Consider the following 26642-nt stretch of genomic DNA (forward strand, 5'->3'; position numbering starts at 1 on the left):
GAGGGGCATGACACCGGCTGCGGATGATCGTACTGCTACGGCATGGTGTTTTCGCTCGATCAGATCCTGCCGTCTCTCGAGAGCTTCGGGCTCTGGTCCTACTGGATCATTGGCTTTGCCTCGCTGCTCGAGGCGGTCTTCGTGACCGGCGTCGTCCTGCCCGGAACGCTGGTGGTCGATGCCGGCGGGATCCTCGTGCAGCAGGGCGCGCTGGACTTCCTCGACCTCGTCTGGTTCGTGGCCATCGGCTCGGTGCTGGGCGGCGAGATCAGCTACCGGCTGGGGCGCCTCCTGCGGGCGCGGGTCTCGAAACGCCGCTCGCTCGAGGACACGTCGAGCTATCGCCGCGCCATCCGCCTCTTCGAACGCTACGGCGGTTTCGCGCTGGTGCTGGGCCGCTTCCTCGGTCCCGTCTCGGGGCTGGTGCCGCTGGCCGCGGCGGCGGCGGGGATGCCGCATCGGCGGTTCCTGCTCTGGAACGCGATCAGCGGCGTGCCCTACGCGCTGGCGCATGTCGGGCTCGGCGTCCTCATCGGCCATTTCGCCACCAGTCTCGGTCCCTATGCGACGCGGATCGGGCTCTTCGCCGCCGCGGTGCTGGCGGCGCTGCTGCTGCTCTGGTGGCTGCTCCTGAGGGTGCTGCGCCTGATGCCCTTCCTCGTCTCGGTGCTGAGCTCGGTTGCGCAGGGGATCCGCGACAACCCCGACGTGCGGCAATGGGCCGAGAGCCACCCGCGCAGCGCCGCCTTTCTGTCGCACCGCTTCGACCGGACCCGGTTCTCGGGCGCCACGGCGACGCTGCTGGCCTGCGCCGCGGCCTATATCCTCTGGGTCTGGTTCGGATCGGTCTTCGACTTCCTCATGGCCGATCCTATCGTGCAGGTGGACACACGGCTCGCCGCGCTGATCCACGCCTTCTGGTCGCCCGAGGTCCTGCGTCTCGCGGGACACGTGACGGCGCTTGGGGACTGGCGGGTGGTCACGCTGCTGAGCGTGGCGGCGGTCGCCATCCTGCTCGTGCGCTGGCGCCCCGACCTGCTGCTGGGTCTTGGCGTCGCGCTGGCGGGCGATCTCGCTTCGGTGTTCCTGCTCAAGCGGCTGTTCCACCGCACCCGCCCCGAGCTCGGCTTCTTCGCCGAGACCTCGGGCAGCTTCCCCTCGGGCCATGCGGCGCTTTCGGTCGCCTTCTACGGCTTCCTGTTCTTCATCCTCTGGCGGCTCCGGGTGCTGCGCGCGCCCGCAGCGCTTGTGGGCGCCGCGACGCTGGCCTTCTTCGTCGGGCTGAGCCGGGTCTACCTGCTCGAGCACTACCTGTCGGACGTGCTGAACGGCTGGCTGGTGGGGGCGATCTGGCTGCTCGCCGGGGTGGCGGCGTCGGAATGGTGGCTCGACAGCCGCCCCCGGCCACCCCGGCCCGAGCGCTCCGGGCTGGTGCGGGGCGCGGCGGTGGCGCTGGTGGCGCTCTGCGTGACGGGCGCGGCGTGGCAGGTCGCGACCTATGACAAGGCGCGCAACGTCGTGGCAACGCGCGAGGCGGACGCGGTCTTCGGGACGGTCGAGGCGCTGGTTGCCTCGGGGGCGCTTCCCGGCGGCACGGAATCCGTCGCGGGGACGCCGCTGGAGCCGGTCAACGTCCTCGTGCTGGCGCGCGACGAGGCCGCGGTCGAGAACGCGCTGGCGCAGGTCGGCTGGAAACGGGCGGCGGCGCCCGGCGTCATGAGCCTCGGGCGGGCGGCACTGGCCGCGTGGAGCAACCAGCCCGACGCGACCGCGCCGGTGACGCCCTATTTCTGGAAGACCAAGCCCAACGATGTCGCTTTCCAGAAGCAGACCCCGGACGCGACCCTGCGCAAGCGCCATCACATAAGGCTCTGGCGGACGGATTTCGTCAGCACCGACGGATTGCGGCTTTTCGTCGGCGCGGCAAGTTACGACGACGGGCTCGACGGCTGGAGCGCGTGGGGTTTCCTGCACCACATCGACCCCAACGTGGATGCAGAGCGCGACGGGCTGGTCGCGGATCTCGAGGCGTCGGGGCAGGTGGCGAGGTCCGACCGGATCCGGCTTTCGGAGCCGAGGCTCGGGCAATCGGTGGCGGGGGATCCGTGGTTCTCGGACGGCGCCGCCGCGGTGCTGACGCTGCGCTGAGGCCGGGCGGGGCGCGCGTGACGGGGCCCCGCGATTGGTCGGGTCGCTGCCGGGACGGCTCGGGCGGCACCCGGCGACTGGAGCGTCGCCCATGCGCCGTCACGGAAGACGCCCGGCACGTAGAAGATGTTGAACTCTCGGGTGCCGGTGTAGGCGCCGTTGTAGATGTCGAGCTGCCCCAGCGCCATCGACACGAGCCGCGTCTGTTCGCCGCCGAGCGAGCCCGCGAAGATCTCGAAGGAGAGCTCGCCGCCGGGCACCTCAGCCAGCGCGTCGGTGACCTGCTTTTTGAACAGGTTCGACAGGCTGGTGTCGTTGCCCGCGTTGCCGTAGCGCAGCACGGTCGCCGCGAGGGCTGGGGACCACGACAGCGCCGAAACGAGGCCGGTTGCGCCCGAGAGGGCCAGACCAGCCAGCTGGTACCCCGGTCATCCGGTCTAGGGCCTGACGTTGGAAGTCGGGCGCAAGCCAGATACCTCATCTGAGCCTGCGCCCGGCAAGGATCAGGCGGTTACGGGAACGATGATGCGTCCACGGACTTCCCCCTTGAGGAACCTCTGCGCGGTCTCAACGACCTTGTCAAAAGGCAGCTCGGTGCTCATCTCCTCAAGCTTGCCGAGGTCGAGGTCGGAGGACAGGCGCGACCAGGCTTCGAGCCGGTCGGGCTTGGGGCACATCACGCTGTCCACACCGGCCAGCGTCACGCCGCGCAGGATGAACGGCGCGACCGAGGCCGGCAGGTCCATGCCCGCCGCCAGCCCGCAGGCTGCGACGACACCGCGGTATTTCATCATCGAGAGCATGTTGGCGAGAACCGTGCTGCCCGCCACGTCGATCCCCCCGGCCCAGCGTTCCTTGGCCAGCGCACGGGTCTTGCCGGTCAGCTCGGCGCGGTCGATCACCGAGGCGGCACCAAGGCCGCGCAGGTAGTCCGCTTCGGAGGCACGGCCGGTGACCGCCGCCACTTCGTAGCCCTTCGCTGCCAGAAGCGCCGTGGCGACGCTGCCGACGCCCCCTGCGGCGCCGCTGACGACGATCTCGCCCTTGTCGGGGGTCACCCCCTGCCGCTCCAGAGCCAGCACGCAGAGCATCGCGGTATAGCCCGCCGTGCCGATCGCCGCCGCCTGCCGCAGGTCGATTGCCTCGGGCAGCGGCACCAGCCAGTCGCCCTTGACCCGGGCACGTTCGGCCAGACCGCCCCAATGCACTTCGCCCACGCCCCAGCCGTTCAGCACGACCCGGTCGCCGGGCTTGAAATCGGGATGGCTGCTCTCGGCGACGGTGCCGGTAAAGTCGATGCCAGGTACCATCGGGAAGCTGCGCACCACCGGCGCGGCACCGGTGATCGCCAGCGCGTCCTTGTAGTTCAGCGTCGAGTAGGCGACGTCGACCAGCACATCGCCCTCGGGCAGCTGCGTCTCAGAGACCTCGCTTACCGAGACGGTCTGCGTGTCGTCAGGCTTTTCGATCAGGATGGCCTTCATGGTTGGGTCCTTTCAGCTTTCTGGGTGATCGTGGGGGATCGGTTTTCGATGAGACAGAAGAAGGTGGCGGCGAAGCGGTGCAGCGGCTCGGGGCGCAGCTCGAGCTTGGCGCGCAGGACCGCGCCCTCCCAGCCGATCCAGAAGGTCTCGGCGAGGGCTTCCGGGTCGAGGTCCGGCCCGATTTGCCCCTGCGCCTGCGCCTCGCGCAGCAGGCGCGTGGTGCGGGTCTGCCAGCCCTCGAGCACGCCGGTCAGGGCGGCGCGGAAGTCATCCGGCAGCGCGCCCATCTCTTGCCCGAGATTGCCGACGAGACAGCCGCGGCGGAAGCCGTGTCGGGCCATTCCCTCCGCGGCCGCGTCGGTGAAGACCCGGAGCCTGTCAAGCGGCGCGCGCGCCTCATCGAGGAAGGCGCGGTCGAGCAGCTCCACGAAGTAGTCGTTATAGGCAGTGACAAGCGTGAGGCCAAAGTCGGCCTTGCTCTTGAAGTGGTGATAGAAGCTGCCCTTCGGCACGCCCGCGGCCTTGAGAAGCTCGTCCACGCCGACCGCAGAGTAGCCCTTTTCGGTCAGGTGTTCGAGCCCGGCGCGGATCAGCTTTTGCCGCGCCTCCGACGCCTCCGGCGCACCGCGCGGACGTCCGCGCCGGGGCTTGTCGGTGGAAGTGAGGGGTGAGCCGGTCGTGGTCATGCCTTTTATTAGACCAGTCCGTCCAATAAATCAATCACTCGCTTTCGAGCGCGACAAGTCTTCAATATTTGCCTGATAAGGCTGACTTCCGAGCCCAAAACTCGTTTGAAAGAACGGCCTGCCACCTTTGCCCGGGACCACCAGCGAGAACCCAACCGAGTTAAGTGATTCTCTGCCTGCAAGGGCTGTCGGTCCAGATGGAGAGTTCGCTTGCGCTCATGGGGAGATGCCCTGCGAGATGGTGCAAGAGCGCCGACCTTCGGAGAGGTCCAGGGCGCCGAGCCTCGCCTGCTTTCCGCGCAGCGCGTCGGCCACAACCTCCCACCGGACTTCGGTATCCGCCTTGTTTTCCTGCGCGTAGATCGTCTTCAGCATTGCGGCCACGGCCCGGCGCCGCTTGGCCGGAGCATGGGCAACCGCGTTTCTCATCCAGTGAACGCGACAGCGCAGATGCGTCGCGACGAAGATGCCGCGATGCATTAGCGCCATACGCGTTTTCGTCCCGGGCGCAGAGGCACTCCCGGCTCATGGCAGACCTTCGTACCGGACGCAGCGGAGGACCGGAGCCAGGCCCAATTGAGCCGCGGCAAGGGCTGACTTTCGGGCTTCAGGTTCTGCCCGGGCTGCCTTCTCTGACCGGTTCGGTCCCCCGCTTTGCGCCCCGATCGCTCAGAACTGGCTGGTGCTCTTCCGCATGGTGCGCGATCACGACGGGCGCGCCGCAGCGGTCTGCCATGATCTGGCTGTCGATCGAATAGACGTGGTCGAGGTGGACCGACTGCAGCACGTCTCCCGGAGCGCCCGCAACGCCGAGGGTGCCACCCTCGATCAGCACGATCCGTTCGGCGAAGCGCCCTGCGAGCGTCAGGTCGTGCAGTGCGGCGATGACCAGCCGTTCCTTCGAAAGCTGCCGCAGATGCGAGAGCACCTTGAGTTGGTGGTGCAGGTCGAGCGCACTCGTCGGCTCGTCGAGGATCAGCAGGCGTGGGTCGCGCAGCAGCCGCTGTGCCAGCAGGACGCGCTGTTGCTGACCGCCGGACAGGCGGTCCATGCGCGCTCCTGCAAGCTCCGACAAGTCCATACGGGCGAGGACACGGGCAACCTCGGCCCTGTCGTGGGCGGTGATCCACCAGCCGAGCCTCTCGCGGCGACCGAGAAGCACGCATTCCGCAACCGTCATGGCGGCGCTGACGGTGAAATCCTGCGGCAGGTAGCCGATCCTCGAAGGGACCGGCCAGCCTTTGTCCAGCAACTTGTCGCCGTCATGCGGGATCACCCCCGCCAGCGCCTTCAGCAGCGTCGACTTGCCGGCGCCGTTCGGTCCGATGACAGCGACGAGCCCGCGCGACGGCAACTCGAGCCCGGGGATGTCCAGCAGACAGCGACGGCCCGCCCAGACGCGAAACTCCCTGAGGATCATGTCCGGCCTTTCATCAGGATGACGCCCAGCAGCATGGGTATGCCCGCGACGGCGGTGATGATGCCGACGGGAATGACCGCGCCGGGCGACAGGATCTTGCCGGTCACCGAGGCCGCGACGAGGACGATGGCCCCCATGATCCCCGCCATCGGCAGGCCGAAACGGTGATCCTCGCCGACCAGCGCCCGGCCCACATGCGGCGCGATCAGCCCGACAAAGCCGATGGTGCCGGTGAAGCTCACCGCGCCTGCGGTCAGCAGCGCCACCATTACCAGCACCCGGCGGCGCAGCGCAGCGACATCGAGCCCGAGGCTCGCCGCGTTGCCATCCCCGAGGCGCAGCGCGGTCAGGCTCCAGACCTCGCGCAGCACGAAGGGCAGCGTCAGCAGCAGGATCGCCGTGAGCACCTTGACGCTGGTCCATGTCGCCTTCAGCAGGCTGCCGAAGAGCCAGAAGACGATCTGTTGCAACACCTCGGGCGCGGCCATGAATTGCAGCAGCGATTGCAGCGACTGGAAGAAGAACAGCACGGCGATGCCCGCCAGCACCAGCATCTCGGGCGAGGCGCCCCGGTAGCGCGCCACCAGCTGTACCAACCCGGCGGCGATGAGCGTCGCGGCAAAGGCGGCGACGGGAATGCCGATCCAGGTGGCGACCGGCAGCGCGGTGCCGAACAGGATCACCAGCGCCGCGCCGAAGCCCGCCGCGGCGGAAAACCCCAGCGTGTAGGGGCTGGCCAGAGGGTTCGCGAGGATGGTCTGCATCAGCAGCCCCGCGATCCCCAGCGCACAGCCTACCAGGGCCGCCATCAGAGTCTGCGGCATGCGCAGGTGCCACAGGATCGTGGCGAGACGGCGGTCACTTCCGGCGGGACCGTCCTGCAAGCCGCGCAGCACCTCGTCCAGGGACAGCCCCGCCGGACCGGTTACGAGATCCGCCACCATCAGCGCGCTCAGAACGGCGAAGGCGGCCATCACCGCCGCCGCCCGGGTCAGGCCGGAGCGGCCGAAACCGCTCCGTTCCGTCGCGACAAGGCTCATTCCGCGTGCATCATGAAGGTGCCGTCCAGCGTGATCGGCAGCCAGTCGGCGTAGAACTGTGCCAGCTCTGCCTGCGGGTCCACGTCAGAGAACGCCTCGGGGTGCAGCGCTTTGCCGATGAAGCGGAAGTAGGCGAAGTCCGACAGGGTGCGCGATCCGCCATGGTAGATGCCGTAGACCTCGCCATCCTGCACGGCGGGCAGATCGGACCAGCCCGGACGCGCGAGATAGGCGGCCATGCGCTCCTGCGCCAGCGCCGGGTCGGCGGCAAAGCCCAGCGGCACGGCGGCAGGCCGGTTCAGCCACTCGGAGCCCGACAGGAAGATCACCTCGGGCGCCTCGGCCAGCACGTATTCGGGCGACAGCGGTCCCCAGTTCTCGATCTGGCCATTGGCGATGTTGGTCCCGCCAAGCCGGTCGATCACGCCGCCCCACATGCCGCCCGCGTAGGTGTTGCCGACCTCGTCCGGGCCCTTCTGCGCCAATTCGACATAGACCTTGGGCGATCCTGTGGCGGTCTCGACGCGGGCGGCGGTGTCGGCGGTCATGTCCTCATAGAGGGTTGCGAGCGCCTCGGCCCGGTCCTCGGTGCCCATTGCCTTCCCTAGCGCGCGGGTCGAGGCAAGATGCGCGTCCAGCGTCTGCGCGTTGTAGTCGAGTACCAGAACGGGGATGCCCGCCGTGTCGAATTGCTGCGCCGACTCGCCGAGGGCGTCGTATTGCCAGCCGGCGAGGATCACGAGGTCCGGGTCCGTCGCCAGCGCCGTCTCGATAGAGAAGGTGCTGCTTTCGGTGTCGCCGACGTCGGGCAGATCGGCCAGCTGCGGGAAGGCGGCGGTGTAGATCTCCCACTGCTTCGGGCGCCACTCGGCCCAGGGCCCGCGCGACAGGCCGACGATCCGGTCCACTGCGCCGGTCCCCGTCACGGCAAGGAAATCCTCGTAGTAGAAGCCCAGCAGCACTTCCTGCGCGGGGGCCTCGAGCGTCACCTCGCGGCCGCGCAGGTCGGTGATGGTGATCTCGGCCCAGGCGGGCGCGCTCAGCGACAGCAGGGCGAGGGCGGGAATGGTCAGGTGTTTCATGGTGTTTCCTTTGATCAATGAAGGCGCTGAGGTTGGGCGTCGCCGGACAGGGTGTGCAGCGCGCCCGGGTCGATCACCCGGACACGGCTTGGCAGCGGCAGGTCGATGACGCCGGCCTTCTCGAGCGCGCGGACCTGCCGCGACACGGTTTCCATGGTGAGGCCCGCCATCTGCCCCAGTTCGGTTCGGGTCACCGGCAGATGCAGCTCGGCGGGGGCGCCCTGCCGGGTGTGAAACCAGTGCAGCATGGAGGCGACCCGCTCGGATGCGCTTTTGCGGCCCAGCAGGATCTGCCAGCGTTGCGCTTCGGTCAGATGCTCCTGCACGAGCCCGAGCAGGTTGAGCCGCAGGCGCGGCACCTCCTGCGCGATCCGCTCGAACCCGTCCCGGTCACAGGTCAGCAGCTGCACCGCGCCGATGGCGCTGAGCCGCCCCCTGCGTCGGCGCGGGCCGAGAGGCGAGAGCGTCTCGCCGGGAAAGGTCAGCGCAAAGAGCCGTTCGCCGCCCGGCAAGGTGGCGTCCTCGCGCAGGCACCCGTCCAGCAGAAGGCCCACGAAGGGCGCCCGCGCCGGGTCACGGGGCACCGCCTCAGCGTCGTCATAGAGGTCTTCGGTGAAGACGCGGCGGACAAGCCGCATCTCAGGCGTGGTCAGCCCCTGGAACAGCGCCGGGCGCAGGCGCCGTGTCGCCGGAGGATGCCCCCCCGCGTGGGAATGCGATGCGATCTGCATGGGCACCCCCTCAGGACAATGCGCGTTTGAGGCGCGGCGCGTTGGACAGCACCAGCAGGTCCACGGCGATCACCGACAGCAGCGCGACCCCTGCCATCGGGAAGGCCATCGCCAGCACCAGCGCCACCAGCACCGCGCCTTTCCACATCGGCATGTCCGAGGGCACCGGCGGCGCGGCGAGCCGTCCCGCCCCGGCAGGGCGACGTTTCCACCACAGCACCAGCCCTGAGACGCTGACGAAGATCATCGCCGCGATGAAGACGGTGTTCAGGGCGAAGTTCCACAGCCCGAGGTCGCCTTCGTGCAGCGCGATGCCCCAGGCCATCGCCTTGGCATAGGTGGAGTATTCGGCGTAGCGCACGTCGGCGAGCACGTTGCCGGTGTAGCGGTCGATGTGGATCGTCCGGTCCGCCGACGGGTCCGGTCCGTCGTTCGACATGCTGTCATGGCTGATCGTCCAGACGCCGGTCGGTCCGCCGGGCAGGTTCAGGTTGTAGCGCCGGTCAAAGCCCAGCCCATCGGCAAAGGCGGCAACGCTGTCGATGCTCACCGGCCCTGCGATGGCCTGCGTCCCGGCAAGCGAGCCCGAGAGCGGCAGCGGCGTCTGTTCCAGCGTCCACGGCACCTCGTGGGAGCCTTCGTGGTTCATGCTGGCATGGGTCTCGTCCGACAGCGGCGCGCCCCATTTCTCGGCCGGGAAGGTGTTCCACGCCTGTACCATCTTCTCGCCCCAGATCCCGGCCCAGCTGAGCCCCGAGATCAGGAAGAGCACCAGCACGATCGAGAACCAGAAGGCCGTCACCCCGTGCAGGGACTTCCAGAGCGCCCGCCCGCGCTTGTTGAGCGCCGGCACCAGCATCTCGCGCAGGCCCGATCCGTTGCGGGGCCAGTGCAGGTAGAGCCCGGTGATCACCAGCAGCAGCCCGAGGCTGGCCGCGGCCTCGATCAGAAGGTCTCCGGCGGTGCCGATGAGCAGCGTGCCGTGGATGTCATTGGCCAGATCGTACCAGCCCGCCCGCCACGGGAAGCTGTGCATCACCTTCCCGGTATATGGGTCGAGGGTGACGCCAGTGGCGATGCCGTCGGCGCTCACCCGGAAGACGGCGGCATGTTCAGGGCTGAGGGGAGAGACGTACTGGCTGGCGGTGCTGCCCGGAACGGCGGCCTCGGCAGCGGATTGCAGGGCGCTGACGGGCAGCGGCGCGTGGCCGGGAACGACGCTTCGCTTCTCGTCGCCGATGCCCTGGAAAAACGCGATCCAGAGCATGATGAAGCCAGTCACGGCCAGCATCAGTAGAAAGGGAATGACGTAGAGACCGGCATAGAAATGCCAGCGCCACGCGGCGAAATAAAAGGCGCGGTCACGCGTCTGCGTGCTTGCCGCGTCGATGGAGGATGTCATGACGGGATGTCCTTGTCTGACGGAAAGAGCCGAGAGCTTTCGAAGTCAGACAGGGCGTGGCGGCGCTCGTGCTGCGGCGATGCGCAGGGGCGGGCCGCGGGCAAGGATCTGGTGTTCCCTGCGCCAGAGAACGAGCCGGCGTGCCGTCTCCTCCGGCGGGGCGACGACGAGATCGGGAGACAGGGGCGGCACCAGCCCCGACAGGATGCAGGAGGCGGTCCGGTGATCCTTGTCCGGGGCCTCCTCCGGGATTGGCGCACCGCTGGCATCGACGACGATCTCCCGCGGGCCATCCCCGGTGCAGATCACGAGGCGCATCCCCTCGGGACCGGACACGCGCATGAAACCGGTCGGCACGATGCCTGTACCGATCAGCGCCAGAAGCAAAAGCGCCCGTGTGATGATCCCGAGGAACCGCAAGGATCAGTGGCCGGAATGGTCCGAATGATCGTCCATTGCATCCACGGCAAACTCGACCGCGACCTCGCCCGCGTTGCGGAAGACCAGCGTGGCCGGGATCAAGTCGCCCTCGGCGGTCTTGCCCTGAAGGCCCATGAACATGACATGCAGGCCATCTGGCTCCAGGGTGACGGTTTCGCCCGGGGCGATGGGAAGGCTCATGATGTGGGTCATCTTCGCAACGCCATCCGCATGTTCGGTGGTGTGCAGCATGGTCTGATCGGCAAATGCGGAGTGGACTTCGACCAGTTCGTCGGCCTCGTGGCCTCGGTTGGTGATGACCATGTAACCGGCGGCGGATTTCGCCGTGGCGGTCGGCACCGGCATCCAGGGATGGTCGATGTGCAGGCTTCCCGCAGTGGTGTCATGAGCGGCCAGGGGTGTGGCCAGGGCAAGGAAGATCAGGGTCAGGGCGCGTTTCATGGCGGTCCTCGTCTGGAGTGGCCGGCAGAGCCGGTCGATTGGAGCCCCGCGGTGCAGGACGCGCGGTGCGACAAGGTGGAAAAGGGGGGGGACGACTGCAGAAGCTGGCGCGAAAGCCAGTTTCCTCGGGAACACCGTCAGGCAGCGACGCGGAAGCGCATCCTGCCGCCGGGGTCAGGCGACCGGAGGTGCCCTCGAAGGACGCAGCGGGACCGCCGCAACATCATGAAGCACCGGCGGCAGTGACGTCCACTCGGCCGGATCGAGCGATAGTTCGGCAAGGATCAGCGTGACGGAGGGCTCCTGCAGGCTCATCGCCGCGTGCAGGCGGCAGGCGTCGCAGGTCTTGCCTGCATCCATGTCCGCTCCACCGCAGATGTCTTCCGCATCGAGCCCGAAGGTCTGCGCGTAGACCAGCGCGGCCTGCTCTCCCGGCGATGCGAAACGATGCGCGAAGCCTGACGTCGCGAGGGCGACGAACAGCAGCGCGATCAGCGCGCAGAAGGGGATGAACCGCATCGAAACCTGCATGGCCGGACCTGCATACCAGCGATGCGCGAATCCGCAAGCGTCCTGATTGCCGCGCCTGTCACTCTCCGTCTCCGAGAAACCTGATGCCGGGCAGTGGACAGACAAAACCGGATCGCCGCATCCGAGAACAACGCGGGGCGGCCGGGGTTGCCGTCATGCGCCGCGAGCCAAGTCAACTCCTTGTCCAGCCAGATCCGTAGCGACCCGCGATTGCGAAGCGAAGCCGTGTAGTTCGACCAGTTCGTCGTGCGCTGGCGGGCGACTGCAGAATTGCTCATGCACCCCGTCTAACCGCATGGATTCACGATGTGAGTCCTTCGCAGACAGAGTTCAGCAACAACGCCGCGAGGATGGGCCGGTGGCGATGCCGAGACCCTCGCGCTTGCCGTCCCCGTTCACAGCTACCGCCCTGATCGCGGCGCGGGTGATGATCCGCCCACTCTCGCGCAGTTTCACGCAGGTCGCGTCGAGCCGGAGGCAGGGCCGGGCGCCTTCGGGCGGGCGGGAGACGAGTGCATTCACCCGCTCTGCGCCACTAAGGCGACTGACCTGGCTCTGCCACAAGCCGCGTTCGTCGGGGGGACCGTCCACCGGACGGTCCCCTGATCCTCCTCACCCCACCGCCTTCACCAGATCGCCTGCGAAGCGCGGAAAGACCCCGTGGGCGCAGGCCTTCCGGATCACCGCCACCAGCGCCTTCACAGCCGTCCGTCGTGGCGCCGGGAAGCTGGGCAGTCAGCTCCCCTTTCCAAGCTTCGGGATTTCCAGCGCGATCCGCCCGGCAAGAGTGTCCCGGTAACCGTCCCCCTGACCCTCCCGCAGTGGAGAGGAAACGCCCTTCCCGGCACCGGCTCGGGCGTCGATCTCCACGTCCATGATCCGCTCGGCCGCGAAGGCCGGCTTGTGGCGCTCTCGTCGGAACTCATGCATGTCCGATGCGAAGCCGGTAATCGCCATCGCGCAGACCGGGCCGATCACAGGCAGGGTCTGACGCCTGCGGGCCACCCCGGTTTCCTTCGTGGCAGTGATGATGCGCTTGTCCGGCTTTTCGATCTCGGCTCCCAGTCGCGCGATCTGTTTAAGACAGAGCCGCCTCAGGTGTCGGACGACGTCCGACAGGTAATCTTCTTCCGGGCGAAGGGCAGGGCGCTCGATGTTGCCGATGCCCTTACCCGGAACGATGGTTCCTGTCCGAGGATCTGGTGTCATTTCGACGCCTCACGAAGGGTCTGAAACAGACGGGCGGGATGAGCCGTATGTCATCGCCGAGCCGGGCGAGTTCCCGGTCCGAATAGTGCGCTGTCGCGCAGGCCTCCATGGCCACGATGCAGGGCGGCAGCGCTGACCTGACCTTCGCGGATTCTGACCGGGACAATTTCTTGCGGAAAACCGCGCGCCCGTCCGACGTCGCGCCAAGACTCCGGAAGACCTGCTTTGCCAGGTCGACGCCGACGGTTCCGGTCTCATCCATGGCGGCCTCCTCTCCCTGTGGTGACGTCAGCATCACCCTCTTGGCACATCGCGATGCCGTCGGGCGGGAGCATCGACCCCGTCAGAGTCGGGTGTGTCTCCGATCTGCCACTTGAGCCCCATCGCGGCTACCGGCCGGGCGCTGCGATGGGGTGGGATACAGCGCGGAACACCTTGTGGCCTGACCACGATCGCCAGCAGGCTGATCCCGCCGCTGCTGTGGACCAGTCTTGTACCGCCGTTTCCACGATCAGGTGCCGTTGAGAATGGACCCGCGCCCGTTACGCTCGCGGCAATTCGATGCGGATGGTCGTGCCTGCGGCGCACTCCAGCAGTTGCACGCTGCCGTGATGCCTGCGCACGACCTGTTCGACGATGGACAGGCCCAGGCCGGTGCCCTCGCCGTTGCGAAGCTGCGAGAACCGGCGGAACGCGGCCTCCGACCGGTCTGCGGGAATGCCGATCCCGTCGTCCTGCACGGTGACCGCGACGCCCGCATCGCTCAGCGCGGTCCTGACGGTGATCCGGGTCATCCCGTCGCCGCCATGGCGCAGCGCGTTGTCCACGAGGTTGGTCATCGCCTCGCCGATCAGGACCGGGTCTGCCTCGACTGGCAGAGGCTCGGCGGAGCGCTCCAGCGAAAAGTCGAGGTCACGCATCAGGGCGGCGGGCGCCAGCGCCTGACATGCCTCTTCGATGACATCGTTCAGGTCGAACCGCTGCCATGTGTCGGTGTCGCCGTAGCGCAGGCGTTCGAGCTGAAGCAGCTGATTGGTCAGACGCGCCGAGGAACGCGCCGCCGCGATCAGCTCTGCCTGCCGGGCGGCGCGCTCGGTCTCGTCGGTGACATCCGGAAGGGTCTCTGCCAGCGCCATCAGGGCGGCCGCGGGATTGCGCAGCTGGTGCGCGGCATCCGAGATGAAGACCTGGTGCGCCTCGATGCTGTCCTGCACCTGCCCGAACAGGCGGTTGAGCGTGGCGACCACCCCTGCGACCTCCTTGGGCACCGGGCGCCGGATCCGGCCCAGATCGTCCGGTGAGCGTCTGCGGATCGCCTCCTGCAGGTCGTTGAGAGGCCGCAGCCCGACCTGAACCCCGAACCAGATCAACAGCGCCAGCGCCGCCATCAGCCCGGCCATCAGGCCGATGGCCCGCAGAGCCAGCTCCTGCGCGAACCCCTGGCGGTCGCTCACACGCTGCCAGACGGTCACCACGGTTTCGCCCGAGAGGTTGGCGATGGTGCGGGTCTCGGTCATCCGCAGCACGCGCATCTTTTCGCCCCGGTAATCGGCCATATAGTAGCTGGGAAGATCGCTTTGCAGGGCGGCGCCGGCGCGCGGAGGATAGGCATAGCCCGTGACGTAATACCCCCCCGGCCCGGTGACGTGATAAAAGATTTCCCCGCCCCCGGCATCCGAGATGAAGCTGCGGGTGCTGGGCGACAGGGCATCGCCGTCCGAAATCGCCACGTCCCGCGAAATGGCCAGCGCCGCGGCCAGAAGGCTGCGGTCGAACAGTTCTTCAGAGGTTTCCTGCGCGGCATGGAACCGCCAGATCCCCAGCAGGATGGATACGGCGAACAACGGCGGCAGGATCACCAGGAACAGCCTGAGCCGCAGCGAGATCGCCCTTCGCGGCGTCGTCCTGCGCCGACTAGCCGACATTGACGTCCAGCATGTAACCCAGCCCGCGCGCCGTCTTGATCCGGATGCCGAACGGTTCGAGCCGCTTGCGCAGCCGCGAGACATGCGGCTCGATCGCGGTTTCGTCGGTGTCCGACCCCGTGCCGTAGACATGGCTGATCAGCTGCGCCTTGGACACGATGCGCCCGCTGCGTTCCAGCAGGCATTCCAGCGTCGCGATCTCCTTTCGGGGGATGTCGAGCGGCGTCCCGTCCTGGAAGAGCTGCCGGGCGTTGCGGTCGAAGATCAGCGCCCCCAGCCTCTCGCGCGCCGCAAATTCCAGGTCCTTGCGCCGGGCCATGGCGCGCAGGCGGGCCTCGAGCTCGTCCATCTCGAACGGCTTGGTCAGGTAATCGTCCGCCCCCGCATCCAGCCCAGCCACACGTTCCGCCGTCTCGGACCGCGCGGTCAAAAGGATCACCGGGGTGCCGTCGCCGCGGCGACGCATGGCGCGCAGAACGGCAAGGCCGTCCATGTGCGGCAGGTTCAGATCAAGTACCACCAGATCCGCCCCCTCCTGCGCAAGGAAGGCATCCGCCTCGGCGCCGTCATTCAGCAGATCGACGGAGTGGCCACGATCCCGCAAACGGAACGCGATCCCGTGCGCCAGGGCCTCGTTGTCTTCGATGACGGCAATTCGCATGAGATGCCTTTATCGGGATGCGCAAGTTTCACGCAAGGTTTGTACAGCATGTTGCTGCCGTTGGAGGAGGGAATCATTCCCTTGCACAAATAACGCTTTCAGCGTCGGGCGCCTGTCCGGCGTAAAAAGGTCTACGGGAGGATACCAATGACCATCAAGACCCTTGCCGCCTCGGTTGCAGCCCTCGCCCTTCTGAGCGGCCCGGCGCTGGCCGAAGTCGACTTTTCCGGAAAGACGATCGAATGGGTGATCCCGTTCTCGGAAACCGGCGGATCGGCCAAGTGGGCGAACTTCTTCGCTCCGCTTCTGTCCCAGGAGCTGCCCGGCAACCCGACCGTCGTGGTGAAATTCATGCCCGGTGCGGGATCGACCAAAGGGGCCAACTGGTTCCAGGAACAGGAGCACAAGGACGGCACGATGCTGTTCGGCTCGTCCGGGTCGACCCAGTTCCCCTACCTGCTCGACGATCCGCGCGTGCGCTACGACTACAACGACTGGATCCCGGTCATGGCGACCGGCACCGGCGGCGTCGCCTACCTGAACCCGGAAGACGGGGCAAAGTTCGACGGCTCGGCGAACGGGCTTCAGGATGTCGACCTGATCTTCGGCTCGCAGGGGGCCACCGGGCTCGACCTGGTGCCGCTGCTGGCGTGGAAACTGCTGGGCATGAACGTGGAGCCGGTGTTCGGCATCAAGGGCCGCGGTGACGGCCGCCTGATGTTCGAGCGCGGCGAGGCGACCATCGACTACCAGACCTCGTCCGGCTACCTGTCCGGCGCCGCCGATCTGGTCGCGGCCGGCACCGCCGTGCCGATGATGAGCTGGGGTGCTCTGGACGAAGATGGCAACATCGTGCGCGATCCCACCTTCCCGGACATGCCGTCCTTCAAGGAGGTCTGCGCCGCCACCGACGGCTGCGAGACCGAAGGCGTGGCCTGGGAAGCGTGGAAGGCCTTCTTCATCTCGGGCTACCCGTCGCAGAAGATCGCCTTCCTGCCCAAGGGCAGCCCGCAGGACGTGATCGACACCTATGTCGCGGCCTTCGAAGCCGTGCGCGCACGCCCCGACTTTGCCGAGATTTCGTCGAACGAAGTGGGTGAATACCCGATGTTCGTCGGCGAGGGTGCGGCGAAGGCCACCAAGGAGGCGACCACAGTGACCCCCGAGGCCAAGGCCTATGTCATCGACTGGCTCAAGGACTCCTACGGCGTGACGATCAAGTAATCGAAACGCCAGCGGGCCCTCTTCTCCTCCCCCGGGGGCCCGCAACCTTTCTTCTTTTCTGAACATTCAACCGAAAGAACGGTGCGATGGATCTCTTCGCGACCGCCCTGCCGGCGCTTGCCGACGCATGGGCGCTTATCCTGCAACCTTTGGTCCTGGGCTATCTGGTCCTGGGCGTGGTCATGGGGCTTGCGGTCGGCGTGTTCCCCGGCCTCGGCGGCATCGCCGGGCTGTCGCTGCTGCTGCCCTTCATGTTCGGCATGGAACCCGTGCTGGGTCTTGCGCTGATGATCGGCATGGTGGCCGTGGTGCCAACCTCGGACACGTTCTCTTCCGTGCTCATGGGCATTCCGGGCTCGTCCGCATCCCAGGCCACCGTGCTCGACGGCTTTCCGCTGGCGCGCAAGGGTCAGGCGGCGCGGGCGCTGTCGGCGGCCTTCACCGCCTCGCTTTTCGGTGGTCTCGTCGGCGCGGTTTTCCTGACATTGTTCATCGTGGTCGCGCGCCCTCTGGTTCTGGCCTTCGGCCTGCCGGAAATGCTGATGATCTCGATCCTCGGCCTGTCCATGGTGGCCGTGCTCGCAGGGCGCGTTGCGCTGAAGGGTCTCGCGGCGGCGGGTCTCGGGATGCTGATCGGTACCATCGGCGTGGCCGATGCGGGCGGCTCGTTGCGCATGGCCAGCTATGACTTCCCCTACCTGACGGACGGGCTGCAGCTGGTGATCGTGGGCCTGGGTATCTTTGCCGTGCCCGAGATCGTGTCCCTGCTGAGGCAGGACCGTTCCATCGCCAAGGATGCCGCCCTCGGGGCCGGCTGGATGGACGGCGTACGCGATTGGTTCGCCAACAAGTGGCTGTCGGTGCGCTGCTCGCTGATCGGCGTCGTGGTGGGGGTGATCCCCGGCCTCGGCGGCTCGGTCGTGGACTGGATCGCCTACGGCCACGCTGTCCAGACCACGAAGGACAAGTCGCAATTCGGCAAGGGCGAGATCCGCGGCGTGATCGGGCCGGAAAGCTCGAACAACGCCAAGGAGGGCGGCGGGCTGGTTCCGACGCTGCTGTTCGGCATTCCCGGTTCGGGCTCGATGGCAATCTTCATCGGTGCCATCGCCCTGCTGGGATCGGGCGACATCGAGGTCGGCCCCGCCATGCTGCGTGACAACCTCGACATCACCTATTCCATCGTCTGGCTGCTGGCGCTGGCCAATGTCGTCGGCACGCTTCTGTGCATCGGCGTCTCGGGCGGCATCGCCAAGCTGACCACCATCCGCTTCACCTACCTCGCGCCGTTCCTGTTCATGCTGATCGCCTTCGCGGCCTTCCAGTCGGGGCAGAACTTCGAGGACATCCTCGCCCTCTTCGCCATCGGCCTGATCGGCATCTTCCTGCGCCGCTTCGACTGGTCGCGCCCGGCCTTCCTGATCGGCTTCGTGCTGTCCAACCCGGTCGAGAAATTCTCGAATCAGGCGTTCCAGATCGCGTCGTTCCGGTTCCGCAAGTCGTTCGAGGACGGGATGGACTACATCTTCTCGCCGATCGTCATCGCCCTGCTGATCATCACGGTCGTCTCGGTGGTGCTGGGTCTTCGGCAGGCCAAGACCATCATGGCCGAGGGCGACGTGCAGTCGGGCTCCAAGCGCGCACCGATTGTCTTCCTGATGGTCATCATGGCCTATGTCTTGGCCGCCCTGATCAACGCCAACGCGATCCCCGATTACAACATGACGGACAAGATCGTGCCGCTGGTGATCGGAGGCATCACGCTGGCCGCCCTGCTGATCCTGCTGGTGCAGATGATCCTGCGCCCCGAGGGCGACACGATCTTCGCCGACAAGGAATCCTCGGGCGAGGATGCCGATGCGCCCTACGGGCTGTGGGGCACGCTGGCCTGGTTCGCGGGTCTGATCGCGGCGACGTATTTCGTCGGCTTCATCCTCGCGCTGGCCGGCTTCCTCGTCATCTTCCTGAGGGTGCGCGCCCAGGCTCCCTGGCCCAAGACGCTGATCCTCACGGCCTGCGGCCTCGCGCTGATGTGCGTGATGGCGGGTGCCCTCAACCGCGACTTCCCGCCGGGTCTTCTGCAACACGCGGTCGATCTGCCCTGGCCGCTGCACTGACCGTCCGGAGACACTGACATGACACAGACCGGCATTCCCTTTGTCTTCATGCGCGGCGGCACCTCTCGCGGGCCGTACTTCAATCGAGCCGACCTGCCCGAGGACCGCGAGTCTCTGGCCGAGGTGCTGATGGCGGCGCTTGGCGCGGGCCACGCGATCAACATCGACGGCATCGGCGGCGGTGTCGCCGTGACCACCAAGGTCGCGATGCTGTCGCGCTCCGACGACGACTGGGCGGACATCGACTATTTCTTCGCCCAGGTTTCGGTCGAGGATCGGCTGGTCGCCTCCACGCCGACCTGCGGCACCATCCTGTCGGGCGCCTGCCCGGCGGCGATCGAGATGGGTCTCGTCACCCCCAGCGGCGACGAGACCGAGATCCGCATCCGGGCCGTGAACACCGGGGCGCGGGTGCTGGCGCGGGTGCAGACCCCGGGCGGCGCGCTGCGCTATGACGGTGACACGACCATCGCCGGCGTGCCGGGCACCGCCGCCCCCATCGCGCTCAGCTTCATGGGCGTGGTCGGGTCCTCGACCGGGGCGTTCCTGCCCACCGGCAACCTGCGCGACCGTTTCGATGGCATCGACGTCACCTGCATGGACGTGGCGATGCCCATGGTCATCGCCCGCGCCGCCGATTTCGGCCTCACGGGCTACGAGACCGTGCAGGAACTAGACGAGAACCGCGACTTCTTCGCCCGCATGGAGGCGGTGCGCCTTCAGGCGGGCGCCGCCATGGGCATGGGCGACGTGTCGAAATCGGTCACGCCGAAGTTCGGCCTGCTGGCCCCGGCGCGGGACGGCGGCACGATCTGCACGCGCTATTTCATGCCCTGGACCACGCATCCGTCGATGGCGGTCACGGGATCGCAATGCCTTGCCTCCTGCGCGCTGACGCCGGGCACGGTCGCGGACGGGCTGCTGGAGCGGCCCACCGAAAGCCCGGCGAATGTGGTCTTGGAACACGCCTCCGGCACCATCGAGGTACTGGTGGATTTCGAGATGAACAACCACTTCACTCTCAATTCCGCCGGGCTGCTGCGCACCGCGCGCAAGCTGGCGGACGGGCATGTCTACGTGCCCGCCTCTGTCTGGAAAGGCCAGTAACATGCCGATGATGAACCTGCTCGTCGCCTTTAACGGCTCCGAAGGCTCGGTTGCCGCGCTGCGCTATGCCGCCGTGCTGGCCGACCGGCTCGGCGCGCATGTCACCGCGATGCTGGCGCACACCGCCCACGATGTCATCGACAAGCGCTCGCGCTGGATTCCCAAGGAAGCGCGCGCGCTGCTCGACGAGGTCGGCGCCAACGTCCTGCGCGAGATCGAGGCCACGTTCGAAACCGAACGCACTGCCCTGGGTTTGACCAACACGCTTCAGCTGAGGGAGGTGAAAGGGCGCGTCGATACCGTTCTGTCCGAGGCGGCCCGGCATTACGACATGCTCATTGTCGGCAACCACGCGGAGACCGACGACGAACACGTGACCCTGCACCCCGACCGCATCGCGCTGATGTCGGGGCGCCCGGTGATCGTGGTCCCGGCTGGCTACGAGGGCGATGGCCGCCTGACCCACGCGGCCCTTGCCTGGGACGGCGGCCGCGCCGCCGCGCGCGCCCTGTCCGACAGCCTGCGCCTGCTCGAGGACGCAGGACGGGTCAGCGTGCTGACCGTGGGGCCGCGAGCGAGTTGGCCGATCGAGGACCTGATGACCCACCTTTGCCGCCACGGGGTCGACGCCGTCCACGAGGAATGGCCCACCTCGCATCCCGTGGCCCCCACCTTGCTGAGCTGGTGCAAGAAGCACCGCCCGTCGCTGCTGGTTCTGGGGGCCTTCGAACATTCCAAGTTCCGCGAGGATCTGCTGGGCGGTGTTACCTCCGAGGTGCTGTCCCAGATCGACATCCCCGTCCTGCTGTCCCATTGAGGAGCCCGTGATGAACGCTTTCGAGAAACTGGCCCAGATGCGCCGCGACCTGGAAGAGATCCGCAGGGAGCTGACGCAGCCCAACCCCTCCGAGCAGATCACCGAGGCCGACCGTGCGATCCTGCATGACCGCGTGAGCCGGGCGATCAAGGCGCTGTCCCCGCACGGCTGAGCCCGCTGCATGACGGTGCGTATCCGTGACGAGTGGTTCGACACGCTGCGCGGGGTGCCCTGCTTCCGCCGGCTCGACGGCCATGAGGAGACGGTCCGGACCGATGCCGCCCCCGGCGAGGCGACGCTTGCCGCGCGTCTTGCCGGGGCCGGTTGCGTCGTGCTCTTCCGCGAGCGCACGCGCCTCACGCCCAGCCTGCTATAGCGGCTGCCGGATCTGCGGCTGATCCCGCAGCGCAGCGTCTGGCCGCATGTGGATGTCGCGGCCTGCACCGACGGGGGCGTGCTGCTGTGGTCCAAAACCGGCGCGCACGGCGCGAATAATGCTACGGCAGAGCAGACCGTTGCCCTGATCCTTGCCGCCGCCAGCGACCGCAGCAGATGGCCGGCGCCACGGCGGGCAATTGGCAGACCGGCGTCGGGCGCACGCTGCGCGGCTGGACGCTGGGGCTTTGCGGTGGGGCTTTGCGGTTACGGGCGGATCGGCCGGGCGGTGGCGGGCTACGCCTGCACCTCGGGTGCGCCGATCCACATGGTCAATCCTTCCGTCTGCCGGCGATGAGCCCGGCCACGATCGGGGCGCCGACGATCACGATGACGATGCGCGTCAGATGGTGGGTGATGACAAAGCCCAGATCGGCGCCCGTCACGATGGCCAGGACCGTCATCTCGGCCTGACCGCCCGGCGCGAAGGCCAGGTAGGCGGCCACCGGATCGCCCAGCCCCATCCACGAGACGATGCCCGAGAACACCGCCGCCAGCAGCGCCAGAACCACCACATAGGCGATGCCCGCCGCCACGACACGGGTCAGCTCGCGCAGGGTCACGCCGAGAAAGTGCACCCCGATGCCGCAGCCGATGAAGAACTGCGCCGCGAGGATCGCCTCGGCCGGCGGGCGGAAGTGGATCACCCCGGACAGCGACAGCGCCGCCGTGACGATCATCGGCCCCAGGATCGACGCGCCGAAGAGGCCGATGCGCTCTCCGCCCTTCCAGCCGATCCACGCGGCGGCGACCATGATCAGCAGCTCGTGCCACGGCAGATCCGCGACAGGACTGCCGATCGGGTTGGTCAGCGGCGCGCCGTAGAAATGGCCCAGGATGAAGGGCGCCAGCGTCACGATGATCAGCACCCGCGTCGCGTGCACCAGCGACAGCACCCTGGGGTTGGCTCCGGCCTCGGTGCCGAAGATCACCATGTCCTGAAGCCCCCCCGGCATCGCCGCATAGTAGGCGGTGGGTCCGTCGAAGCCCCAGAGCCTGCGAAAGAACGGCACGCCGATCAGCGCGATGGCCGCGATGAAAAGCGGGATCAGCGCGACGGACGCCGCCATGCGCGGCAACTCGGCGATGACCGCCGGCGTGATCGACGCCCCGACCGCCACCCCGAGGATGGTGCGCGCCGCGACGGACACCTGCCCGAATCCTCTGAGCGGGACATGCGCGAGCGCCCCCGCGAGGCAGAACGTCATCGGCCCGAACAGGAAGGGCAGCGGCAGCCCGAGCAGCCAGAACAGGCCCGTCCCCGCCGCCGCGAGGGCGAATGTCAGACCCCGCTGCCATGCCGTTCGAGTGAATAAATGTTTGCGCAAACCTGCCTCCTGCCTCCCTTGACGCCTTCATGAATACTCTTGTATCCACGTGGATACAATAGCAACGGGAGAATCGCGTGACGACCGAAGATGACAGCCCCCCGCAGGGCAACGCGGCCTATGCGCGCCTGATTGCCGAACTGCGCGACGGGCGTCTGAACCCGGGCGACCGCCTGCGCGAGACCGACCTTGCGGAACGGCTCGGCATGTCCCGCACCCCGATCCGCGAGGCGATCCGTCAACTCGAGGCGGATGGCGTCGTCACCCACGTTCCCCGCCAGGGCGCCTGCATCCGCACACTCGATTACGCCGAGGTGATGGAGCTTTACGAGATGCGCGCCGTGCTCGAAGGGACAGCCGCGCGGCTGGCCGCGCGGGCCGCTTCGGACATCGAGATCGAAGAGCTGGCGGACATGAACCAGCAGATGGCGCAGCTTGGCGACGCGCCGGATGCCTTCGTGCTGAACCGGCAGTTCCATGCCGCGCTGCTGGACGCGGCCAAGAACCGGTTCCTCGCCCGGTCGATCCACGTTCTGCAAAAGGCGCTGATGATCCTCGGCCCGACCACGCTGACCGAACCGGACCGCGCCGCGAAGGCGGTCGAGGAACATTTCGGCGTGCTCGACGCCATCAAAGCGCGGGATGGCGCGCTCGCCGAAGCCGCCATGCGCGCCCATATCGAAGCGGCACAGCGCGTGCGCGTCCGCGCCCTTCGTGCCCTGCCGACACGTTCCCCTGGATATGACGGAGATCTCCTGTGACCCTCCCTGTTTCAAGCCCCGACATACTCGTCGTCGGCGGCGGCAATGCGGCGCTCTGCGCTGCCATCACCGCCGCAGAGGCGGGTGCCCGCGTCCTGATCCTGGAAACTGCGCCGAAGCCCTATCGGGGTGGCAATTCCCGCCACACGCGCAACTTCCGGTGCATGCACCACGGCCCCCTGGGGCCGCTGGTCGACAGCTATACCGAAGAGGAATACCTCGCCGACCTGCTGAAGGTCACCGGCGGCAAGACCAATGAAGGGCTCGCCCGGCTGGCGATCCGCACCTCCGAGGAATGCCTGCCCTGGATGGAGGCGCATGGCGTGCGCTTTCAGCCGTCGCTGTCGGGCACGCTGTCGCTGGCACGCACCAACGCCTTCTTCCTCGGCGGCGGCAAGAGCCTGGTGAACGCCTATTACCGCACAGCCAACGCCCTTGGCGTCGAGGTGAAATACGAGGCGGCCGTCACCCATCTGGAGCTGGTCGACGGGCGGATCGAATATGTCGAGTACAGCCAGGGCGGAGAGACCCACCGCCTGACGCCGAAATCGGTCGTCGTGGCCTCGGGCGGCTTTCAGGCCGATACCGACTGGCTTGCCCGCGCCTGGGGCCCGGCGGCGAAGAACTTCCTCATTCGCGGCACCCGCTACAATCGCGGCGTCGTGCTGGCCGACCTGCTGGATCAGGACATCGAGCAGGTGGGCGACCCGACGCAATGTCACGCGGTGGCCATCGACGGGCGCGCGCCCAAGTTCGACGGCGGCATCGTCACCCGCCTTGACTGCGTGCCCTTCTCGATCGTGGTCAACAAGGACGCCCAGCGGTTCTATGACGAAGGCGAGGATGTCTGGCCCAAACGCTACGCGATTTGGGGGCGCCTCGTCGCAGCCCAGCCGGACCAGGTGGGCTATGTGATCATCGACGCCAAGTCGCTCAATCTGTTCATGCCCTCGGTCTTCCCGCCGATCAAGGCCGACACGCTCGAGGAGCTGGCCGGCAAGATGGGGCTGCCCGCCGACGCGCTGGCGAAGACCGTGGCCGAGTTCAACGCGGCCTGCGGCGACACCTCGAACTTCCATCCCACCGAACTCGACGGCGTCAGCACCACCGGCCTCACCCCGCCCAAAACCAACTGGGCCCGTCCGATCACCGAAGCGCCGTTCTACGGCTATTCGCTGCGCACCGGCGTGACCTTCACCTATCTCGGGCTGAAGGTCGACGAGAATGCGCAATGCTCCATCGGCAACCGCCCCGTGTCCAACCTTTGGGCGGCGGGCGAAACCATGGCCGGGTCGATCCTTGGCCAAGGCTACCTCGCCGGTTTCGGCATGACCATCGGCACCGTCTTCGGACGCATCGCAGGCAAGGAGGCCGCGGCATATGCAAATGCAAACTGATCTGCTCCAGGAGGCCCGCCGCCAGGCCGAAATCTGCAACGCCTGCCGCTATTGCGAGGGCTATTGCTCGGTCTTCCCGGCGCTGCACGCGGAACGCGCCTTTTCCGATGGCGACCTGACGCAGCTGGCCAACCTGTGCCACAACTGCCGGGGATGCTATTACGCCTGCCAGTATACCGCCCCGCACGAGTTCGACCTGAATCTGCCGCAGGCGCTGGCCAACGTGCGCCAGGACAGCTGGGAAGAGCTTGCTTTCCCGAAGGCTGCGGGCAAGGCCTTCCAGAAGAACGGCCTGCTGATCGCGCTTGCGACGGCGATCGGCTTTGCGCTGCTGTTCTGGGCGGCGAAGGCTCTGGCGAGCCAGGGCGGCGAAGGCTTTTACGCGGTGCTGTCGCACAACGCGATGGTGGCCATCTTCCTGCCCGCCTTCCTGTTCCCGCTGCTCAGCATCGGGGTGAGCCTGAGACGCTACTGGCACCGGGTCGAGGCGCGCCCGCTGAAGCTGGCGCATCTGGTGCAGGCCGTCCGGGAGGCCGCCAACATGAAGAACCTCAAGGGCGGCCACGGCGACGGCTGCAATTTCGAGGACGAAGACCGTTTCACCCACGCCCGCCGCGCCGTGCACCAGGCGGTGATGTACGGCTTCCTGCTGTGCTTTGCCTCGACCAGCGTGGCCACGGTGATGCATTATGCGCTGAACATGCCCGCGCCTTACGGCCTGTTTTCGCTGCCGAAACTGCTGGGCCTGACCGGCGGGCTGCTGCTGGTGGTTGGGTGTTTCGAGATGGTCAGGCTCAAGCTGCGCTCCGAGCGCAAGCTTGGCGCGAGCGGTGCCTTCGGCGGCGAGATCGCCTTTGTCGGGCTGCTGGGGTTCGTCGGCCTGAGCGGGCTGGTGCTTTATGCGATGGGCCAGACCGCGGCCATGCCTTCACTTCTTGCGATCCATCTGGGTGCGGTGCTGGCCTTCTTCCTGCTGATGCCCTTCACAAAGATGGCACATGGCTTCTACAGGCTCGCCGCCCTCGCGGCCGATGCACAAAGAAAGGGATAAACCCGGTAGCTCGTACTTTGTTGTGTGAGGCGATGCCGCCCCGGGTGCGGCCGCCTTCCTCGTGCCCGGCGCCGAGGGCGTTCTTTCCCGTCAGGGCGATCGGCCTGAGGAGGGTCTCCACGGCATCACCTGCACCTTGTCAGCGAACAGCGGGTCGGTCGGGAGCGCGCTGGCAGAGCATTGCCGTGCCAGCGCGTTTTCCTAGGAGGAGTTGCAGCGGCGAGTCGCTCTCCATAGCGCAGAAGGTCTCAAGCGCCTCACCGTCACCCCCAGACAGAGGCAAGTTGATTAAAAAGCGCTGCAACAACCGGCGAGGAGCGTCGCGACTCCGCCGACAGCATTACCAGGCAAGCGGGGACACTGTGGGTTTCACAAATGCTGAGGCCGCAGGATATCTGTTGGGCGCGCGCGATGGATTCCCGGCACAGGCACAGACCGACCCCGGCGCGCACCATTTCCAGCATCGACGCCTCATGATCGACCAGGGCAACCACGTTTTGCGCGCAGCCGTGTTCCGAAAAAATCCTTCGCAGCAGCCGATTGTGGACGGAGGCCGTACTTGTGCCGATCCACGGCAGCTTGGCCAAGTCGCGCCAGTCTGCGTTCGACACCTTGGTTTCCCACCCTGCGGGCGCGATGATACGATAATCGAACATGACGAGAACGCGTGACCGCATGCGCTCAGCCGAGACGAGCGCGTCGACCGCTTCCGGTGCTGTAAGGTAAAATCCGGCGTCAATCTGGCCCCGCCTCAGCTTTTCAAGAATTTCACCGCTAATGCCATGGACCAATTCCGTGGTGATGCCGGGATGTGCTTCGCCCAGTTGGTTCAGCAGAGGCCCGAGCCGTATGAACTCCGGATCGACGATCGTGCCGATGCGTAGCGCGCCTGAGATCTGACCGATCTGCCTGCTGGCACTTTGACGGAACTCCGCCATCGCCGACAGAACGCTCTCTGCCTTGGGCAAGAGGGCCGCGCCGTCGCGGGTCAGCTCAACGCCGTGGGGGGTCCGCTTAAAAAAGCTGACGCCGGTCTCTTCGCCCAGCCGCTTGATCTGGTGGCTGATCGCAGGCTGAGTGAGATTCAGGACCTCCGCCGCACGCGAGACGCTCCCCTCCCGCGCGACGGTTACGAAGGCTAGAATACTGTTGAGGCTGGTGAATCTCTGCATATTACAGATACTAATATCAGTCAGAGAGTTAT

The 26642-nt window shown here is 67.1% G+C and carries 24 protein-coding genes and 3 pseudogenes; 10 read left to right on the forward strand and 17 right to left on the reverse strand.

Annotated features, from left to right (window positions below; all coding sequences use genetic code 11):
- Window positions 1–42 precede the first annotated feature (42 nt).
- Window positions 43–2148, forward strand: a complete 2106-nt coding sequence (locus tag HC022_RS00115) for an LssY C-terminal domain-containing protein (RefSeq protein ID WP_167450886.1) — start codon at window positions 43–45, stop codon at window positions 2146–2148.
- Between the two features lie 503 nt (window positions 2149–2651).
- Here HC022_RS00115 and HC022_RS00120 read toward each other — a convergent pair.
- From HC022_RS00120 to HC022_RS00190, 15 genes and pseudogenes are all read right to left on the reverse strand, one after another.
- Window positions 2652–3632: an MDR family oxidoreductase gene (locus tag HC022_RS00120; RefSeq protein WP_008888061.1), complete on the reverse strand. Its 981-nt coding sequence runs from the start codon at window positions 3630–3632 to the stop codon at window positions 2652–2654.
- Entirely contained in the window at window positions 3629–4318 is a 690-nt protein-coding gene (locus HC022_RS00125; RefSeq protein ID WP_089959283.1) for a TetR/AcrR family transcriptional regulator, read from the reverse strand. Before HC022_RS00125 ends, HC022_RS00120 begins: the two co-directional genes overlap by 4 nt.
- A gap of 273 nt (window positions 4319–4591) precedes the next feature.
- Window positions 4592–4786: pseudogene (locus HC022_RS00130) on the reverse strand (transposase); the annotation flags it as partial.
- 139 nt (window positions 4787–4925) lie between these two features.
- Window positions 4926–5738 (reverse strand): ABC transporter ATP-binding protein, encoded by an 813-nt coding sequence (locus HC022_RS00135; protein ID WP_167450887.1) that lies wholly within the window; start codon window positions 5736–5738, stop codon window positions 4926–4928.
- Window positions 5735–6778, reverse strand: coding sequence for an iron ABC transporter permease (locus HC022_RS00140; protein ID WP_167450888.1), 1044 nt, complete (start codon window positions 6776–6778; stop codon window positions 5735–5737). The genes HC022_RS00135 and HC022_RS00140 overlap by 4 nt, the downstream gene beginning before the upstream one ends.
- Entirely contained in the window at window positions 6775–7860 is a 1086-nt protein-coding gene (locus HC022_RS00145; protein ID WP_167450889.1) for an ABC transporter substrate-binding protein, read from the reverse strand. Before HC022_RS00145 ends, HC022_RS00140 begins: the two co-directional genes overlap by 4 nt.
- Window positions 7861–7874: 14 nt before the next feature.
- Window positions 7875–8591 carry a Crp/Fnr family transcriptional regulator gene (locus tag HC022_RS00150; protein ID WP_167450890.1) on the reverse strand — a complete coding sequence of 239 codons (717 nt, stop codon included), beginning with the start codon at window positions 8589–8591 and terminating at the stop codon, window positions 7875–7877.
- Between the two features lie 10 nt (window positions 8592–8601).
- Window positions 8602–9993, reverse strand: a complete 1392-nt coding sequence (locus HC022_RS00155) for a PepSY domain-containing protein (protein WP_167450891.1) — start codon at window positions 9991–9993, stop codon at window positions 8602–8604.
- 45 nt (window positions 9994–10038) lie between these two features.
- Window positions 10039–10413 (reverse strand): DUF2946 family protein, encoded by a 375-nt coding sequence (locus HC022_RS00160; RefSeq protein ID WP_167450892.1) that lies wholly within the window; start codon window positions 10411–10413, stop codon window positions 10039–10041.
- Between the two features lie 3 nt (window positions 10414–10416).
- On the reverse strand, window positions 10417–10875 hold the full coding sequence (locus HC022_RS00165; RefSeq protein ID WP_167450893.1) for a copper chaperone PCu(A)C: 459 nt from the start codon (window positions 10873–10875) through the stop codon (window positions 10417–10419).
- 174 nt (window positions 10876–11049) lie between these two features.
- Window positions 11050–11406, reverse strand: coding sequence for a polyketide synthase (locus tag HC022_RS00170; protein ID WP_167450894.1), 357 nt, complete (start codon window positions 11404–11406; stop codon window positions 11050–11052).
- 95 nt (window positions 11407–11501) lie between these two features.
- Window positions 11502–11684 (reverse strand): annotated as a pseudogene (locus HC022_RS00175) (transposase); the annotation flags it as partial.
- Between the two features lie 70 nt (window positions 11685–11754).
- A pseudogene (locus HC022_RS00180) lies at window positions 11755–12303 on the reverse strand (transposase); the annotation flags it as partial.
- Window positions 12304–13157: 854 nt separating this feature from the next.
- Window positions 13158–14474: a sensor histidine kinase gene (locus HC022_RS00185; protein ID WP_368484586.1), complete on the reverse strand. Its 1317-nt coding sequence runs from the start codon at window positions 14472–14474 to the stop codon at window positions 13158–13160.
- 55 nt (window positions 14475–14529) lie between these two features.
- On the reverse strand, window positions 14530–15201 hold the full coding sequence (locus HC022_RS00190; protein WP_008888089.1) for a response regulator transcription factor: 672 nt from the start codon (window positions 15199–15201) through the stop codon (window positions 14530–14532).
- Between the two features lie 147 nt (window positions 15202–15348).
- Here HC022_RS00190 and HC022_RS00195 point away from each other — a divergent pair, with 147 nt between their 5' ends.
- From HC022_RS00195 to HC022_RS28525, 6 genes are all read left to right on the forward strand, one after another.
- On the forward strand, window positions 15349–16425 hold the full coding sequence (locus tag HC022_RS00195) for a tricarboxylate transporter (protein ID WP_167450896.1): 1077 nt from the start codon (window positions 15349–15351) through the stop codon (window positions 16423–16425).
- A gap of 86 nt (window positions 16426–16511) precedes the next feature.
- Window positions 16512–18542, forward strand: a complete 2031-nt coding sequence (locus HC022_RS00200; protein WP_089959249.1) for a tripartite tricarboxylate transporter permease — start codon at window positions 16512–16514, stop codon at window positions 18540–18542.
- 18 nt (window positions 18543–18560) lie between these two features.
- Window positions 18561–19649 carry a 4-oxalomesaconate tautomerase gene (locus HC022_RS00205; protein ID WP_167450897.1) on the forward strand — a complete coding sequence of 363 codons (1089 nt, stop codon included), beginning with the start codon at window positions 18561–18563 and terminating at the stop codon, window positions 19647–19649.
- A 1-nt stretch (window position 19650) separates the two neighbouring features.
- Complete coding sequence (locus HC022_RS00210) at window positions 19651–20466, forward strand: universal stress protein (RefSeq protein ID WP_167450898.1); 816 nt, start codon at window positions 19651–19653, stop codon at window positions 20464–20466.
- Window positions 20467–20476: 10 nt separating this feature from the next.
- Window positions 20477–20638: a hypothetical protein gene (locus tag HC022_RS00215; RefSeq protein ID WP_008888049.1), complete on the forward strand. Its 162-nt coding sequence runs from the start codon at window positions 20477–20479 to the stop codon at window positions 20636–20638.
- A 9-nt stretch (window positions 20639–20647) separates the two neighbouring features.
- Complete coding sequence (locus HC022_RS28525; RefSeq protein ID WP_175583387.1) at window positions 20648–20842, forward strand: hypothetical protein; 195 nt, start codon at window positions 20648–20650, stop codon at window positions 20840–20842.
- A gap of 331 nt (window positions 20843–21173) precedes the next feature.
- Here the strand turns inward: HC022_RS28525 and HC022_RS00225 are convergent, their stop codons facing one another.
- On the reverse strand, window positions 21174–22229 hold the full coding sequence (locus tag HC022_RS00225) for an AbrB family transcriptional regulator (RefSeq protein WP_167450899.1): 1056 nt from the start codon (window positions 22227–22229) through the stop codon (window positions 21174–21176).
- A gap of 77 nt (window positions 22230–22306) precedes the next feature.
- Here HC022_RS00225 and HC022_RS29760 point away from each other — a divergent pair, with 77 nt between their 5' ends.
- The 3 genes from HC022_RS29760 to tcuB are packed head-to-tail and all read left to right on the forward strand — an operon-like array spanning window position 22307 to window position 25438.
- Entirely contained in the window at window positions 22307–22990 is a 684-nt protein-coding gene (locus HC022_RS29760) for a GntR family transcriptional regulator (RefSeq protein WP_167450900.1), read from the forward strand.
- Window positions 22987–24387 (forward strand): FAD-dependent tricarballylate dehydrogenase TcuA, encoded by a 1401-nt coding sequence (gene tcuA, locus HC022_RS00235; protein ID WP_167450901.1) that lies wholly within the window; start codon window positions 22987–22989, stop codon window positions 24385–24387. Before HC022_RS29760 ends, tcuA begins: the two co-directional genes overlap by 4 nt.
- Complete coding sequence (gene tcuB / locus HC022_RS00240; protein WP_167450945.1) at window positions 24377–25438, forward strand: tricarballylate utilization 4Fe-4S protein TcuB; 1062 nt, start codon at window positions 24377–24379, stop codon at window positions 25436–25438. Before tcuA ends, tcuB begins: the two co-directional genes overlap by 11 nt.
- Before the next feature lie 263 nt (window positions 25439–25701).
- Here the strand turns inward: tcuB and HC022_RS00245 are convergent, their stop codons facing one another.
- Entirely contained in the window at window positions 25702–26610 is a 909-nt protein-coding gene (locus HC022_RS00245; RefSeq protein WP_167450902.1) for a LysR family transcriptional regulator, read from the reverse strand.
- Window positions 26611–26642 lie beyond the last annotated feature (32 nt).

This window comes from Salipiger sp. HF18, assembly GCF_011806505.1.
GTDB lineage: Bacteria > Pseudomonadota > Alphaproteobacteria > Rhodobacterales > Rhodobacteraceae > Salipiger > Salipiger thiooxidans.

Bases quoted from the DNA above. Each gene is read 5' to 3' on its own strand.
- HC022_RS00115 (WP_167450886.1), top strand. From the start codon at position 43: ATGGTGTTTTCGCTCGATCAGATCCTGCCGTCTCTCGAGAGCTTCGGG.
- HC022_RS00120 (WP_008888061.1), bottom strand. From the start codon at position 3,632: ATGAAGGCCATCCTGATCGAAAAGCCTGACGACACGCAGACCGTCTCG.
- HC022_RS00125 (WP_089959283.1), bottom strand. From the start codon at position 4,318: ATGACCACGACCGGCTCACCCCTCACTTCCACCGACAAGCCCCGGCGC.
- HC022_RS00135 (WP_167450887.1), bottom strand. From the start codon at position 5,738: ATGATCCTCAGGGAGTTTCGCGTCTGGGCGGGCCGTCGCTGTCTGCTG.
- HC022_RS00140 (WP_167450888.1), bottom strand. From the start codon at position 6,778: ATGAGCCTTGTCGCGACGGAACGGAGCGGTTTCGGCCGCTCCGGCCTG.
- HC022_RS00145 (WP_167450889.1), bottom strand. From the start codon at position 7,860: ATGAAACACCTGACCATTCCCGCCCTCGCCCTGCTGTCGCTGAGCGCG.
- HC022_RS00150 (WP_167450890.1), bottom strand. From the start codon at position 8,591: ATGCAGATCGCATCGCATTCCCACGCGGGGGGGCATCCTCCGGCGACA.
- HC022_RS00155 (WP_167450891.1), bottom strand. From the start codon at position 9,993: ATGACATCCTCCATCGACGCGGCAAGCACGCAGACGCGTGACCGCGCC.
- HC022_RS00165 (WP_167450893.1), bottom strand. From the start codon at position 10,875: ATGAAACGCGCCCTGACCCTGATCTTCCTTGCCCTGGCCACACCCCTG.
- HC022_RS00170 (WP_167450894.1), bottom strand. From the start codon at position 11,406: ATGCAGGTTTCGATGCGGTTCATCCCCTTCTGCGCGCTGATCGCGCTG.
- HC022_RS00190 (WP_008888089.1), bottom strand. From the start codon at position 15,201: ATGCGAATTGCCGTCATCGAAGACAACGAGGCCCTGGCGCACGGGATC.
- HC022_RS00195 (WP_167450896.1), top strand. From the start codon at position 15,349: ATGACCATCAAGACCCTTGCCGCCTCGGTTGCAGCCCTCGCCCTTCTG.
- HC022_RS00200 (WP_089959249.1), top strand. From the start codon at position 16,512: ATGGATCTCTTCGCGACCGCCCTGCCGGCGCTTGCCGACGCATGGGCG.
- HC022_RS00205 (WP_167450897.1), top strand. From the start codon at position 18,561: ATGACACAGACCGGCATTCCCTTTGTCTTCATGCGCGGCGGCACCTCT.
- HC022_RS00210 (WP_167450898.1), top strand. From the start codon at position 19,651: ATGCCGATGATGAACCTGCTCGTCGCCTTTAACGGCTCCGAAGGCTCG.
- HC022_RS00215 (WP_008888049.1), top strand. From the start codon at position 20,477: ATGAACGCTTTCGAGAAACTGGCCCAGATGCGCCGCGACCTGGAAGAG.
- HC022_RS28525 (WP_175583387.1), top strand. From the start codon at position 20,648: ATGACGGTGCGTATCCGTGACGAGTGGTTCGACACGCTGCGCGGGGTG.
- tcuB (WP_167450945.1), top strand. From the start codon at position 24,377: ATGCAAACTGATCTGCTCCAGGAGGCCCGCCGCCAGGCCGAAATCTGC.
- HC022_RS00245 (WP_167450902.1), bottom strand. From the start codon at position 26,610: ATGCAGAGATTCACCAGCCTCAACAGTATTCTAGCCTTCGTAACCGTC.